Annotated in this window: 14 protein-coding genes; 10 read left to right on the top strand and 4 right to left on the bottom strand. The window is 67.0% G+C overall.

The window, feature by feature from the left end; genetic code table 11:
• Positions 1-32: 32 nt before the first annotated feature.
• The 9 genes from FFI87_RS10780 to FFI87_RS34445 all read left to right on the top strand — a co-directional run bounded on the left by FFI87_RS10780 (position 33) and on the right by FFI87_RS34445 (position 7,393).
• A complete protein-coding gene (locus tag FFI87_RS10780; RefSeq protein WP_138847478.1) occupies positions 33-863 on the top strand; it encodes a 3',5'-nucleoside bisphosphate phosphatase in 831 nt (276 codons plus the stop codon).
• A gap of 72 nt (positions 864-935) precedes the next feature.
• Positions 936-1,568: an L-threonylcarbamoyladenylate synthase gene (locus tag FFI87_RS10775; protein WP_006762218.1), complete on the top strand. Its 633-nt coding sequence runs from the start codon at positions 936-938 to the stop codon at positions 1,566-1,568.
• Between the two features lie 49 nt (positions 1,569-1,617).
• Positions 1,618-2,280 (top strand): site-2 protease family protein, encoded by a 663-nt coding sequence (locus FFI87_RS10770; protein ID WP_138847479.1) that lies wholly within the window; start codon positions 1,618-1,620, stop codon positions 2,278-2,280.
• A gap of 8 nt (positions 2,281-2,288) precedes the next feature.
• Positions 2,289-3,491, top strand: a complete 1,203-nt coding sequence (locus FFI87_RS10765) for a tryptophan--tRNA ligase (protein ID WP_011657355.1) — start codon at positions 2,289-2,291, stop codon at positions 3,489-3,491.
• 8 nt (positions 3,492-3,499) lie between these two features.
• Positions 3,500-4,102: a class I SAM-dependent methyltransferase gene (locus FFI87_RS10760; RefSeq protein WP_012364201.1), complete on the top strand. Its 603-nt coding sequence runs from the start codon at positions 3,500-3,502 to the stop codon at positions 4,100-4,102.
• Between the two features lie 46 nt (positions 4,103-4,148).
• A complete protein-coding gene (gene dapA / locus FFI87_RS10755; RefSeq protein WP_006751602.1) occupies positions 4,149-5,054 on the top strand; it encodes a 4-hydroxy-tetrahydrodipicolinate synthase in 906 nt (301 codons plus the stop codon).
• Positions 5,055-5,162: 108 nt separating this feature from the next.
• Positions 5,163-6,305 carry an outer membrane protein assembly factor BamC gene (gene bamC / locus FFI87_RS10750; RefSeq protein WP_006751603.1) on the top strand — a complete coding sequence of 381 codons (1,143 nt, stop codon included), beginning with the start codon at positions 5,163-5,165 and terminating at the stop codon, positions 6,303-6,305.
• 4 nt (positions 6,306-6,309) lie between these two features.
• Positions 6,310-7,086 (top strand): MBL fold metallo-hydrolase, encoded by a 777-nt coding sequence (locus tag FFI87_RS10745; RefSeq protein ID WP_138847480.1) that lies wholly within the window; start codon positions 6,310-6,312, stop codon positions 7,084-7,086.
• 124 nt (positions 7,087-7,210) lie between these two features.
• A complete protein-coding gene (locus tag FFI87_RS34445) occupies positions 7,211-7,393 on the top strand; it encodes a hypothetical protein (RefSeq protein WP_011657351.1) in 183 nt (60 codons plus the stop codon).
• A gap of 20 nt (positions 7,394-7,413) precedes the next feature.
• Here the strand turns inward: FFI87_RS34445 and FFI87_RS35340 are convergent, their stop codons facing one another.
• A complete protein-coding gene (locus tag FFI87_RS35340; RefSeq protein ID WP_011657350.1) occupies positions 7,414-7,659 on the bottom strand; it encodes a hypothetical protein in 246 nt (81 codons plus the stop codon).
• 54 nt (positions 7,660-7,713) lie between these two features.
• On the bottom strand, positions 7,714-8,934 hold the full coding sequence (locus tag FFI87_RS10730; protein ID WP_138847481.1) for a cupin domain-containing protein: 1,221 nt from the start codon (positions 8,932-8,934) through the stop codon (positions 7,714-7,716).
• Between the two features lie 32 nt (positions 8,935-8,966).
• On the opposite strand from FFI87_RS10730, the gene FFI87_RS10725 reads away from it, so the two are divergent.
• A complete protein-coding gene (locus FFI87_RS10725) occupies positions 8,967-9,509 on the top strand; it encodes a peptidylprolyl isomerase (protein WP_105834238.1) in 543 nt (180 codons plus the stop codon).
• Here FFI87_RS10725 and FFI87_RS10720 read toward each other — a convergent pair.
• Both FFI87_RS10720 and mutS read right to left on the bottom strand, forming a co-directional pair.
• Positions 9,489-10,748: a hypothetical protein gene (locus FFI87_RS10720; RefSeq protein WP_138847482.1), complete on the bottom strand. Its 1,260-nt coding sequence runs from the start codon at positions 10,746-10,748 to the stop codon at positions 9,489-9,491. The two genes, FFI87_RS10725 and FFI87_RS10720, sit on opposite strands and share 21 nt — an antisense overlap.
• Positions 10,729-13,386, bottom strand: coding sequence for a DNA mismatch repair protein MutS (mutS, locus tag FFI87_RS10715; protein ID WP_138847483.1), 2,658 nt, complete (start codon positions 13,384-13,386; stop codon positions 10,729-10,731). Before mutS ends, FFI87_RS10720 begins: the two co-directional genes overlap by 20 nt.
• Positions 13,387-13,749 lie beyond the last annotated feature (363 nt).

Below are 13,749 nucleotides of genomic sequence, written 5' to 3'. Positions count from 1 at the left end.
AGTAGAATGAAGCTTCACCTGCCATACCGCCAATGAACGCCGATCTCCACTGCCATTCGAATGTTTCCGACGGGTTGCTGTCGCCTGCCGACGTTGCGCGCCGCGCTCATGCCGGCGGCGTGACCCTGTGGGCGCTGACCGACCACGACGAGATCGGCGGCCAGGCGGCGGCGCGCAGCGAGGCCGAGGCGCTCGGCATGCGCTACCTGAGCGGCGTCGAGATTTCGGTCACGTGGGCGTCGCGCACGGTTCACATCGTCGGGCTGCACATCGATCCGTCGAACCCGACGCTCGTCGACGGCCTCCATCGCACGCGCCACGGCCGTGCCGCCCGCGCACAGGCGATCGCCGCGCAGCTCGAGACGCTCGGCATCCCCGGCGCGTACGAAGGCGCGCTGCAGTACGTATCGAATCCCGACCTGATCTCCCGCACCCACTTCGCGCGCTTTCTGGTCGAGCACGGCCATGCCGAATCCACGTCCGACGTGTTCGACCGCCTGCTCGGCGACGGCAAGCCCGGATTCGTCCCGCACCGCTGGGCGACGTTGTCCGATGCGGTTTCGTGGATTCGCGCGGCGGGCGGCGAGGCCGTCGTCGCTCACCCGGGCCGCTACCGCTATACGCCGGTCGAATTCGATGCGTTCTTCGGCGAATTCATCGATCTCGGCGGCCGCGCGATCGAGGTCATCACGGGCAGCCACACGCCCGACCAGTACCGCGAATACGCGGACGTCGCCCGCCGCTTCGGCTTCGAGGTGTCGCGCGGTTCGGATTTCCACGCGCCGGGCGAGGGCCGCGTCGAGCTCGGCGGCCTGCCGCCGTTGCCGCCCGACCTGAAACCGGTCTGGGAACGCTGGCTCTGACGCGCGGCGGCCGCTTGCCGCACGCGGCGCCCGTCGCGCCCGCCTCCGACTTTTCCCCCTTTACGTGCCCCCATGTCCCAGTTCTTCAGGATTCACCCGGATAATCCGCAGCCGCGCCTGATCAAGCAGGCCGCGGACATCGTCAGCAAGGGCGGCGTGATCGCGATGCCGACCGATTCGAGCTACGCGCTCGCGTGCCACCTCGACGACAAGGACGCGGTCGAGCGCGTGCGCCGCATCCGCGGCCTCGACGACAAGCAGCACCTGTCGCTGCTCGTGCGCGACCTGTCGGAGCTGGCCAACTTCGCGATGGTGGACAACCGCCAGTACCGGCAGATCAAGTCGGTGACGCCGGGCCCGTACGTGTTCATCCTGCAGGCGACGAAGGAAGTACCGCGCCGGCTGTCGCACCCGTCGCGCAAGACGATCGGGCTGCGCGTGCCCGATCACGCGATCACGCTCGCGCTGCTCGAATCGCTTGGGCAGCCGCTGCTCGGCACGACGCTGATCCTGCCGCCGGACGACGAGCCGCTCAACGATCCGGAGGATATCCGCGCGCGGCTCGAGAAGCAGGTCGATCTCGTGATCGACGGCGGTGCGTGTCCGCGCGAGCCGTCGACGGTGATCGACCTGACGGGCGACGAGCCGCAGCTCGTGCGCGCGGGGCGCGGCGCGCTCGAACCGTTCGGGCTCGTGGCCGCGTAAGCGCACGCCGTTCATTTTTGCGCGAGTGCGCTTGTTACAATAACGCGATATGGATGCTTCCCTGATACAGACCATCGCCGTCTACGCGCTGCCCGTGATCTTCGCGATCACGCTGCACGAGGCCGCGCATGGCTATGCCGCGCGCCTGCTCGGCGACAACACCGCCTACATGATGGGGCGCGTGTCCTTCAATCCGATGCGCCACATCGATCCGCTCGGCACGATCGCGATTCCGCTCGCGATGTATTTCCTGACCGGCGGCGCGTTCCTGTTCGGCTATGCGAAGCCGGTGCCGGTCTCGTTCGGCAACCTGCGTAATCCGCGCTGGGGCAGCCTGTGGGTCGCGCTCGCGGGCCCGGCCTGCAACTTCGTGCAGGCGTTGATCTGGGGCATGCTGACCATCGTGCTGCCCGCGGCCGGCGTCGACGAGCCGTTCTTCACGCGGATGGCCTACGCGGGCGTCAGCGCGAACCTGGTGCTCGGCGTGCTGAACCTGTTTCCGCTGCCGCCGCTCGACGGCGGCCGGATCCTGGCGGCGCTGCTGCCGCCGAAGCAATCGATCGCGCTGTCGCGCATCGAGCCGTACGGTTTCATCATCGTCCTCGCGCTGGTCGCGACGGGCGTGCTGACGAATTTCTGGCTGCGTCCGCTCGTGAACGCCGCGGCCGGCGTGCTGAGCGCCATCCTGTCTCCCTTCGCCTCGCTTTTCTAACGACAATCATGTTCCCAGATCGTATTTTCTCCGGCATGCGACCCACCGGGTCGCTGCACCTCGGCCACTACCACGGCGTGCTGAAAAACTGGGTGAAGCTGCAGTCCGAGTACCCGTGTTTCTTCTGCGTGGTCGACTGGCATGCGCTGACGACGCACTACGAGACGCCCGAGGTCATCGAGAAGAACGTGTGGGACGTGCTGATCGACTGGCTCGCGTCCGGCATCGATCCGGCGCAGGCGACGCTGTTCATCCAGAGCAAGGTGCCCGAGCACGCGGAACTCGCGCTGCTGCTCGGCATGAGCACGCCGCTCGGCTGGCTCGAGCGCGTGCCGACCTACAAGGAGCAGATGGAGAAGCTGAAGGACAAGGATCTGTCGACCTACGGCTTCCTCGGCTACCCGGTGCTGATGGCCGCCGACATCCTGCTGTATCGCGGTTCGCTCGTGCCGGTCGGTGAAGACCAGGTGCCGCACGTCGAGATGACGCGCGAGATCGCGCGCCGCTTCAATTACCTGTACGGCCGCGAGCCAGGCTTCGAGGAGAAGGCGCTCGAAGCCGCGAAGAAGCTCGGCGGCAAGCGCGCGAAGCTCTATCACGAGCTGCGCAATGCATACCAGCAGGAGGGCGACGACGAGGCGCTCGAACAGGCGCGCGCGATGCTGCAGGAATCGCAGAGCCTGTCGATGAGCGACCGCGAGCGCCTGTTCGGCTATCTCGAAGGCGCGCGCAAGATCATCCTGGTCGAGCCGCAGGCGCTGCTGACCGAAGCGTCGCGGATGCCGGGCCTCGACGGCCAGAAGATGTCGAAGTCGTACGGCAATACGATCGGCCTGCGCGAAGACGCGGAGACGATCACGAAGAAGGTCCGCACGATGCCGACCGATCCGGCGCGCGTGCGCCGCACCGATCCGGGCGATCCCGACAAGTGCCCGGTGTGGCAGCTGCACCAGGTCTACACGGACGCGACGACGCACGAGTGGGTGCAGCACGGCTGCCGTTCGGCGGGCATCGGCTGCCTCGACTGCAAGCAGCCGGTCGTCGAAGGGATCCTGCGCGAACAGCAGCCGATGCTCGAGCGCGCACAGAAGTACATGGACGATCCGTCGCTGCTGCGCGCGATCGTCGCGGACGGCTGCGACAAGGCGCGCAAGCACGCGGTCGAGACGATGCGCGACGTGCGCGAGGCGATGGGCCTGTCGTACACCTGAGCTGAGGCATGCGCGAATCCGTCATTGTCGCCGCGGGCGGCCACGTCGCCCAGACCGAGCCGTCGCGCTGGGTCGCCCGGTGGTCGCGGCTCGTCCCGGCGGGCGGTGCGGTGCTCGACGTCGCCGCGGGCGGCGGCCGCCATGCGCGCTGGTTCGCGTCGCACGGGCATCCGGTCGTCGCGCTCGACCGCGATCCGGCCGCGCTGGCCGCATTGCGGGCGATCGCCGGCGTCGACGCGCGCGACGCCGATCTCGAGGGCGCACCCTGGCCGCTGCAGGCGGGAGAGTCGTTCGCGGCCGTGATCGTTACCCATTATCTGCATCGTCCGCTCTGGCCCCATCTGCTCGATGCGGTGGCGCCCGGCGGGGTGCTCATCTACGAAACCTTCGCGCAAGGAAACGAAACGGTCGGCAAACCGTCCAACCCCACGTTCCTGCTCGCGCCGGGCGAGTTGCTGGACGCCGTGCGCGGCCGCCTGCGGGTGGTCGCCTACGAGGACGGATTCGTCGCCGGGCCGCGCGAGGCGTTCGTGCAGCGCATCTGCGCGGTACGTGAGGGCGCGACCCCGACGGCGGGGGCGGGAATTCCACGTTACGAACTGCCCGGCTAATCCGCTACAATCCAACGTTTACCGGTACATCAATCAATCGCGTTTCATGGCTAACGGCACCCAAGACGGCATTCAAATCCGCGGCAGCATCCCCGCGATCGTCACTCCGATGCTCGAAGACGGCAGTCTCGATCTGCCGGCGTTTCGCAAACTGATCGACTGGCACATCGCGGAAGGCACCGACGCAATCGTCGTGGTCGGCACGAGTGGCGAGTCGGCAACGCTCAACGTCGAAGAGCACATCCTGATGATCCGCACGGCGGTCGAGCATGCGGCGAAGCGCATCCCGATCATCGCGGGCGCGGGCGGCAATTCGACCGCGGAAGCGATCGAACTGACGAAGCACGCGAAGGCCGTCGGCGCCGACGCGACGCTGCAGGTCGTGCCGTACTACAACAAGCCCACGCAGGAAGGGATGTACCGGCACTTCAAGTCGATCGCCGAAGCGGTCGACCTGCCGGTGATCCTGTACAACGTGCCGGGCCGCACGGTCGCGGACATGGCGCACGAGACGACGCTGCGCCTCGCGCAGGTGCCGGGCATCATCGGCGTGAAGGAAGCGACGGGCAACATCGATCGCGCCGCGCACCTGATCAAGGCCGCGCCGAAGCATTTCGCGATCTACAGCGGCGACGATCCGACCGCGATCGCGCTGATGCTTCTCGGCGGCCACGGCAACATCTCGGTGACGGCGAACGTCGCACCGCGCGCGATGAGCGACCTGTGCCGCGCGGCGCTGGCCGGCGACGTCGCCACGGCGCGCGCGCTGCACATGAAGCTGCTGTCGCTGCACAAGAACCTGTTCATCGAGGCGAACCCGATTCCGGTGAAGTGGGCGCTGCAGGCGATGGGCAAGATGCAGGGCGGCATCCGCCTGCCGCTTACGCCGCTCGACGAGCGCTGTCACGATGTCGTGCGTTCGGCTCTCGTCGAGGCCGGCGTCCTCGCCTGATGCACAGGCGGCCGCGTCCTGCGGCCGCCGGCACTCCTCATCAACCCGCACCGGCCGGCTCCGTCCGGCGCCGCTCCTGACGAGCGCTCTAGCAAGACGAAGGATTTCATGAAACGTTTCGCCTTTTCATCTCGCGCCATCCAGGTTTCGGTGGTGGCGCTGGCGCTGGGCGCGCTCGCCGGCTGCGATACGCTGAACGACTATCTGGCTCCTGACCGCGTCAACTACAAGAACACGGGTTCGGCGCCGCCGCTCGCCGTGCCGAGCGACCTGAAGCCGGTGCCGACGACTCAGCAGTTCGTCGCGCCGCCGAGCAACGCAGGTCTTGGTACGCTGCCGCCGCGGGCGACGACGGCCGCCGGCAACGCGACCGACGGCGTCCCGAGCGCGCAGGATCCGCTCGGCATGCATATCGAGCGCGACGGCGACCGCCGCTGGCTCGTCGTCGACGGGCGCACGCCCGAGCAGCTGTGGCCGATCCTGAAGGAATTCTGGCAGGAGAACGGCTTCTCGCTGAAGACCGACGCACCGTCGACCGGCATCATGGCCACCGACTGGGCCGAGAACCGCGCGAACATTCCCGACGACTGGTTCCGCCGCACGATCGGCAAGGTCATCGATTTCGCATACTCGTCCGGCACGCGCGACCGTTTCCGTACGCTCGTGAACCGCACGTCGAACGGCAACACCGACATCTCGATCACGCACAGCGCGATGGAGGAAATGATGGTCGGTCCGCAGGGCGGCACGTCGTCGCGCTGGGAAGAGCGTCCGCGCAACCCGGTGCTCGAGGCCGTGTTCCTGTCGAAGCTGATGCAGAAGTTCGGCCTGAGCGACGCGCAGGCGAAGCAGCTGCTGACGGACGCGCGTCCGGCGACGGCGCCGGCGCAGGTCGGCGACGCGAGCAGCGGCGCCGCGACGCTGCAGCTGGCTGAATCGTTCGACCGCGCATGGCTGCGCGTCGGTCTTGCGCTCGACCGTACCAATTTCGCGGTCGACAATCGCGATCGCGAGAAGGGCCTGTACACGGTCCGCTACGCGAACACGATGGAAGAGCTCAAGCGCGACGGGCTGTTCGGCAAGCTGTTCTACGGCGGCCCGGCGGCGGCCAAGCCCGGCAAGGAATACCTCGTCAACGTGCGCGCCCAGGGCAGCGGCACGCAGGTCGCGGTGGTCGACGCCAGCGGCAAGGTCGACAACTCGTCGGACGCGCAGCGGATCATTTCGCTGCTGCACGCCGAACTGAACTGACCGCGTGCGCTTCGCCAGCCTCGGTAGCGGCAGCGAAGGCAACGCACTGGTCGTCGAGGTCGCGAGCGGCACGACGACCACCCGCGTGCTGCTCGACTGCGGTTTTTCAGCGAAGGAGGTCGAGCGCCGCCTCGGCCGCCTGAATCTCGGCATCGACGATCTCGATGCAATCCTCGTTACCCATGAACACAGCGACCACGTCGGCAGCGCGCTGACGCTCGCGCGGCGCGGGTCGCTGCCGCTCTACATGAGCTGGGGCACCGCGCGCGCGGTGGGCGCGGACGAGGCCGATGTCGATCTCCACGTGTTATGGGGCGATGAGACGGCCGCGATACGCGATCTGGCCGTGATGCCCTATACGGTGCCCCACGACGCGCGGGAACCGCTCCAGTTCGTCTTTATGGACGGTTGCCGCCGGCTCGGCGTGCTGACCGACGTCGGAATGGCCACGCCGCACATCACGACCGTTCTGAGCGGCTGTGACGCGCTGGTGCTCGAATCCAACCACGATACCGCGATGCTGGCCGGCAGCCGCTATCCGCAGTCGCTGAAGGCGCGGATCGGCGGCAATCACGGCCACCTGAGCAACGATGCCGCCGCCGGCATCCTCGCGTCGCTCGAACGCAGCTGTCTCCAGCATCTGGTCGCGGCGCACCTGAGCCAGCAGAACAATCGGCCCGAGCTGGCCCGCCAGGCGTTTGCCGGCGTGCTCGGAACGGACGGAGAAGAGGTGGTCGTCGCCACGCAGGACGCGGGCTTCGACTGGCTGACGCTCGGCTGAGCGGCCGCGCAAGGGGCGCAAGAGGGGGGCGGGCGGCGTCTTGGCCGTCCTGGCTGCCGGGCGTGCGATGCGGAACCGACGGACATAAAAAAACCGGCCCAGAGGGCCGGTTTTTTTTCAGCTGATGCTGAGGCTTACTGGCTTGCGCCCGAAGCCGGAGCAGCCGTCGCTGCCGAAGCAGCCGACGCCACAGCAGCAGCTGCATCGCTCGCAGCAGCCGAAGCCGACGAAGCAGCAGCCGAAGCGTCGCTCGCAGCACCAGCAACTGCCGAAGCAGCCGACGAAGCAGCAGCCGATGCGTCGCTAGCAGCCGACGAAGCAGCTTGATCAGCGCTCTTGTTGCAAGCAGCCAGTGCAACAGCAGCCAACAGGGAAGCTACGAGGAGGGATTTCTTCATGATCACGTCCTTTTATGGTTAAAGGTAAGCAACAGCGCGAAACAATACCGGTAATGTGCTCCAACACCGACCTGGGCCGCTGGTGGAGACGCACTTCTAGAGCGTGAATCTTCCCTACGGCTTGGGCGGAAATTATATGCACTTTCCTATCGACCGTCGACAAATGCGGGGTCAATACGTTGTCTTTCCCATACAGAATTTGATCTGCATGGGCATACGGGGCAACTCACTAAATCCGGTTTCCGACCCGTATCCAGCCCGCACAATACCACTCGTGCAGCAAGGCTGTCATGGAGGGAGCCCGGGAGAGTGTTACAAACCGTTTCGCCTCCATATGGCGCAGATTGGCCAGTTCGGGCAGCCATTCGCCGGCTTGCTCGAGCGGTTCTTCTTCACCATTAATGAAGTACGATCGCGCGTTATACATCAATGCGGCCCTTCTGTCGAGATATACGCCACGGCGAGAAGCCTGCGTGACGAACGCCGCCTCGGACAGCGGGCGTGCCGGCGGCTCGAATACCACGCTAGATTTCGGCTCGCTCAGATAGCAGCCCAAGAATTCGGCGACGTCGCGCTTGCGCCAGCGGATCGCATCGACGATCTCGGCGACGCGATCGACCATCGCCGGCGGCAGTTGCGCCGGCGTGTCGACCGCCGGCTGCTTCGGGTCGCGGTAGAGCGCGTCGCCGCGCCCGTCACGCAGGCCGCCGCGTTCCGCGAGGTAGTACAGGAATTGCGCGCCCAACTCGCCGGCGGACGGTGCCCGAAAGCCCATCGAGCAGGTCATGCATTCTCCTTCGGCCACGCCGTCGTGCGCGATGTGCGGCGGCAGGTACAGCATGTCGCCCGGCTCCAGCACCCACTCGTCGCTCGGCTCGAAATGCTCGAGGATCTTCAGCGGCACGTCCGGTTGCAGCGACAGATCCTTCTGCGCGCCGATGCGCCAGCGGCGCCGGCCTTCGACCTGCAGCAGGAACACGTCATACGAGTCGAAGTGCGGGCCGACGCCGCCGCCGTCCGTCGCGTACGAAATCATCAGGTCGTCGAGGCGCGCGTCCGGGATGAAGCGGAAGCGGTCGAGCAGCGCGCGGGCCGCGTCGACGTGCAGGTCGAGCCCCTGCACGAGCAGGGACCAGGATTTGCGCGACACGGCGGGCAGCGCGCCCGGCTCGAATGGGCCGTGCGCGAGTTGCCACTTGTTACGAAAATGGGTGATCAGTCGCGATTCGGCGTCATAGTCGGCTGCCAGTTCGAACAGTGCGTCGCGCGTGACCGGCGGCTTCACGCCGGGGATCGCCTGACGGATCAACAGCGGCTTTTTCTGCCAGTAGCGGCGCATGAATTGCGCCGGCGAGAGACCGCCGAGCAGCGGTGTGGGAAGATCGGAAGGAGGCGCGCCGAGCGGGGCGGCAGCGGCATCCCGCGGTTCGGCTTGAGACCGGTTGCGCATCGTATAATGAGACTTGTATTTGGGAGAATTGGATGAAAATCGCAAAAAACACCGTCGTGTCTGTCACTTACAAGTTGTCGGATGCACAAGGCAACCTGATCGAGGAAAGCGACGAGCCGATGGTCTATCTGCACGGCGGCTATGATGGCACGTTCCCCAAGATCGAGGAACAGCTCGACGGCCACGAGCCCGGTTATCAGGCTCAGGTTCAGCTCGAGCCGCAGGACGCGTTCGGCGACTACGATCCCGAACTCGTGAAGATCGAGCCGCGCGATCGTTTTCCCGAGCCGCTCGAAGTGGGCATGCAGTTCGAAGGCACGCCGGAAGACGGCGACGAGGAAGTGGATTCGCTGATCTACACGGTCACCGACGTCGCCGAAGACAAGGTCGTGCTCGACGGCAACCACCCGCTCGCGGGCATGGCGCTGCGTTTTGCGCTCACGGTCAAGGACGTTCGCGAAGCGACCGAGGACGAGATCGAGCATGAGCACGCGCACGGCGCGGAAGGCCTCGAAATCGTCGACGAGGACGAAGACGAGGACGGCGACACGCCGTCAGGGCGGACCCTGCACTGAGCTGGCGGGCAGGCCGGGCGCCGGCCCTGAAGGAGGGGGCGGCGCACCCGGCGTCGTGCCGTCGCCTTGCAGCGGCGGCGCGACCGACGACGAGTCGGGCAGTGCCGGCAACGCTGGAATTTCCGGCATCTGCGGCAGCGGCACATCGTCGCGCGGCACGGCTGGCAGGGCGGGCGGGATCGGCAGGTTCTTCGGCACGTCCTGCAGGCTCACGTTGAAGATCGTCTGCCGTGCCGGCGACACGCTCACCTTCACCCACTGATTCGCAGGATGACGCGGTCCGATCGCGACGCGCGTCACATTTCCCACCAGCACACCGTCGTCCGCATGCAGCGGGCGATCGATCAGGAAGCCATTCGCAAGCGGCTCGCTGCTCGCGTGCATCACCAGGATCGGCCCGCGGAAAGTCGCCGCCGCCTTCACCAGCGTTCGTTTCAACTCGTGGAAGCCATCACGGACGCGCGGCCGGTTGAAGCGCAACCACGCAAAGCGTTCGGCTCGCTCGTAGCGATCGAACTGCGGATCGCCTTCGAAAATCACCACCATTGCGCGCGCTTCGCGCCGCTTCGCATATTCGGCCGCATGGTCGATCCAGAAGCCGTTCGCGATGATGCGGTCCTCGAATTCACCGTTGCGGCCGCCGGCCGTCAGGTAATGGTTGTTCGGGGCCGGTGCGTTCAACGCGACGTAGACGACGTCGTCATGCATCCAGCGCGCGTTTTCGCGATATGGCCGGAACCGGGCGACTTCGCTTTCGCGCGTGATCTGCAGCGCGCCGGGGTCGGGCAGCGCCGCGTCGGCAAGCAGCGTCTGCCGCAGGAAGTCCAGACGTTCGACCGGATCGTAGCCGCCGCCGGCCGCGGTGTTGCATGTCACCCAGTCGTCGTGGCCGGGAATGAACACGAGCGGCACGCGCGACGCGTCGAGGATCGCACCGCGCTGCGTATACAGCGCGTCGCGGCACGCTTCCTTCGTGCCCTTGATGTCGCCTGCATAGACGACGAAAGCCAGATTGCGCTCGCGCGCGATCGATTCGAGCAGTCGCTGTGCGGCCGGTTCGTCGGCCGGCGCGGCGATCACGCCCGATACGATCGCGAACGAGTAGGGTGCGGCGGCACGCTTGGGCGGCGCGGCCTGCGCGCCGGCCTGCGCCAGCGCGAGCACCGCCGCGATCAGCGCGGCGGCTGCGGCGCGGGCCGGCCGGCCCGACGGGAGGCGTTTATGCGTGCCCGTCGGCATCGTGCGAGCGGACGAGCGTGCGCAGTTCGTACAGCAGGTCGAGCGCGTCGCGCGGCTTGAGGTCGTCGGGATCGATGTCGCGCAGCTTTTCGAGCGCCGGGTGCGGGATGGCGGACACCGCCGGTGCATCCGCGCATTCGAGTTCGTCGGCCGCGGCGGGCGGCGCGCTGAAGAGATCGAGCTGCGGCGTGTTCTGCGTGGCCGACTGCTGTTCGAGATACGCGAGATGCTTGCGTGCGGCACGGATCACCGGCGCCGGTACGCCCGCGAGCTGCGCAACCTGCAGCCCGTAGCTCTGGTTCGCCGGACCTTCGTTGACCGCGTGCAGGAACACGATGCCGTGGCCGTGCTCGACGGCCGACAGGTGGACGTTCGCCGCTTGCGGGAATTCGGCCGGCAGTTGCGTCAGCTCGAAGTAGTGCGTCGCGAACAGCGTGTAGCAGCCGTTTTGCGCGAGCAGGTGACGCGCGATGGCCCATGCAAGCGCGAGGCCGTCGAACGTCGACGTGCCGCGGCCGATTTCATCCATCAGCACGAGGCTTTGCGGCGTCGCGTCGTTGAGGATCGCGGCGGCTTCGGTCATCTCGACCATGAAGGTCGAGCGGCCGCCGGCGAGGTCGTCGGCCGCGCCGATCCGCGTGAAGATGCGGTCGATCGGGCCGAAGCAGGCCGACTTCGCGGGCACGTAGCTGCCGACATACGCCATCAGCGCGATCAGCGCCGTCTGGCGCATGAACGTCGACTTACCACCCATGTTCGGGCCGGTGATCAGCAACAGCTTGCGCTCGGCGCCGAACCGGCAGTCGTTCGCGATGAACTGCTCGACCTGCGCTTCGACGACCGGATGGCGACCCTGTTCGATCTCGATGCCGATTTCGTCGGTGAAGGTCGGTGCGACCCAGTCGAGCGTGCGCGCACGCTCGGCGAACGCGGCGAGCACGTCGAGCTCCGCGAGCGCCGACGCGACGCGCTGGCATTCGGGAATGAACGGCAGCAGCGCCTGCAGCACGCCGTCGTACAGCGCGCGCTCGCGGGCCAGTGCGCGTTCCTGCGCGGACAGTGCCTTGTCCTCGAAGGTCTTCAGTTCGGGCGTGATGTAGCGCTCGGCATTCTTCAGCGTCTGGCGGCGGCGATAGTCGTCGGGCACCTTGTCGGTCTGGCCGCGCGTGACCTCGATGTAGAAGCCGTGCACCTTGTTGTATTCGACGCGCAGGTTCGCGATGCCCGTGCGGGTGCGCTCGCGCGCTTCGAGATCGATCAGGAACTGGCCACAATTCTCGGAGATGTCGCGCAGCTCGTCGAGCTCCGCGTCGTAGCCGCGCGCGATCACGCCGCCGTCGCGCACCATCGCGGCCGGCTCGGGGGCGATCGCGCTCGTCAGCAGGTCGAGGCATTCGGCGGGCGGTGCGAGCGCCGCGTCGACGCGCGTGAGCGCATCCGCGTTCGCGACGATCGCGCTGATGCGCTCACGCAGTGCCGGCAGCGCGGCGAACGTATCGCGCAGGCTCGACAGGTCGCGCGGCCGCGCGGACAGCAGCGCGAGACGCCCGGTGATCCGTTCGACGTCGGCGATCTGGCGCAGCGCGCTGCGCAGTGCGTCGAGGCTCGCGTCCGCGGGCGCATCGAGCAGTGCGCCGATCGCTTGCTGGCGCGATTGCGCGGCGACCGACGCGCGCGGCGGGTGATGCAGCCAGTGACGCAGCAGGCGGCTGCCCATCGTCGTGCAGCACGTGTCGAGCAGCGAGTACAGCGTCGGCGATTCGGTGCCGCGCAGCGTTTCGGTCAGCTCGAGGTTGCGGCGTGTCGCCGGATCGAGCCCGATGTATTCCGTTTCGTTCTCGACCTTCAGGCTGCGCACGTGACGCAGTTGCTGGCCCTGCGTGGCCGCCGCGTACAGCAGCAGCGCGCCCGCGGCGCCGCATGCGCTCGTCAGCGAATGCGCGCCGAAGCCGTCGAGGCCCGCGACGTCGAGCTGGTCGCACAGGCGCTGCGTGCCCGAGGCGATGTCGAAGTGCCATGCCGGTACGCGCTTGATCGCGCCGGCGCCGGCGGGCACCGCGTCGGTTGCGCCGTCCGCCGTCAGGATTTCCGCCGGCCGGATGCGTTCGAGCGCGGCGCCGAGCTGGTCGGGTTCGATTTCGGCGAGCCGCAGTGCGCCGCTCGCGAGGTTCAGCCACGCGAGGCCGATGTTGACCGCGACGCCGCGCTTGTTGTGGCCCGTGCACATTGCAAGCAGGTAGACGTCGTTCTTGTCGGACAGCAGGGCGGCATCGGTCAGTGTGCCGGGCGTGACGACGCGCACGACCTTGCGCTCGACCGGCCCCTTCGATGTGGCCGGGTCGCCGATCTGCTCGCAGATCGCCACCGATTCGCCCATCTTCACGAGCTTCGCCAGATACTGTTCGACCGCGTGGTGCGGGACGCCGGCCATCTTGATCGGCGTGCCGGCCGATGCGCCGCGTTGCGTGAGGGTCAAGTCGAGCAGGCGCGCGGCTTTCTCCGCGTCTTCGAAGAACAGCTCGTAGAAGTCGCCCATCCGGTAGAAGACGAGCGTGTCGGGGTGATCGGCCTTGATGCGCAGGTACTGCTGCATCATCGGGGTGTGGCCAGCGAAGGCCTCGGGCGACAGCGTGGTCATAGATCCGGCGTAAAGTTGTTGCTTGAGTTGCCCGAGTTTACCAGTGGCCCGGACGGGGACGCGCGAAGTTCGCCGTTTGGCCAGTTGCGGGGTTGTGGAATCGGCCGGGACGAGAGGCCTGCCATCAGATATCGGCCAACCTGGTTCATTCTGTCGGCGATCGATCCGGATCTGCTGTACCCGTGCCTCGAGATTCGATTCCGACGATAACCGTCATCTTTTGCGCGCGGTCAGGGTTTTGATGCGTCGAAGTGACATCTCAGTAAAAAGGGAAGTGATGGCAGAGCGTAACGTCGGGAATGCGGCGTAGGCTACCGCGCAGCTTTTGAGTTAAGCCTTAACTGACCAAGGCGCAGCTGCCAC

This window comes from Burkholderia sp. KBS0801 (assembly GCF_005937855.2).
Lineage (GTDB): Bacteria > Pseudomonadota > Gammaproteobacteria > Burkholderiales > Burkholderiaceae > Burkholderia > Burkholderia ambifaria.
The sequence above is the reverse complement of the archived record's forward strand: the minus strand, read 5'-3'. Positions and strand labels throughout refer to the sequence as shown.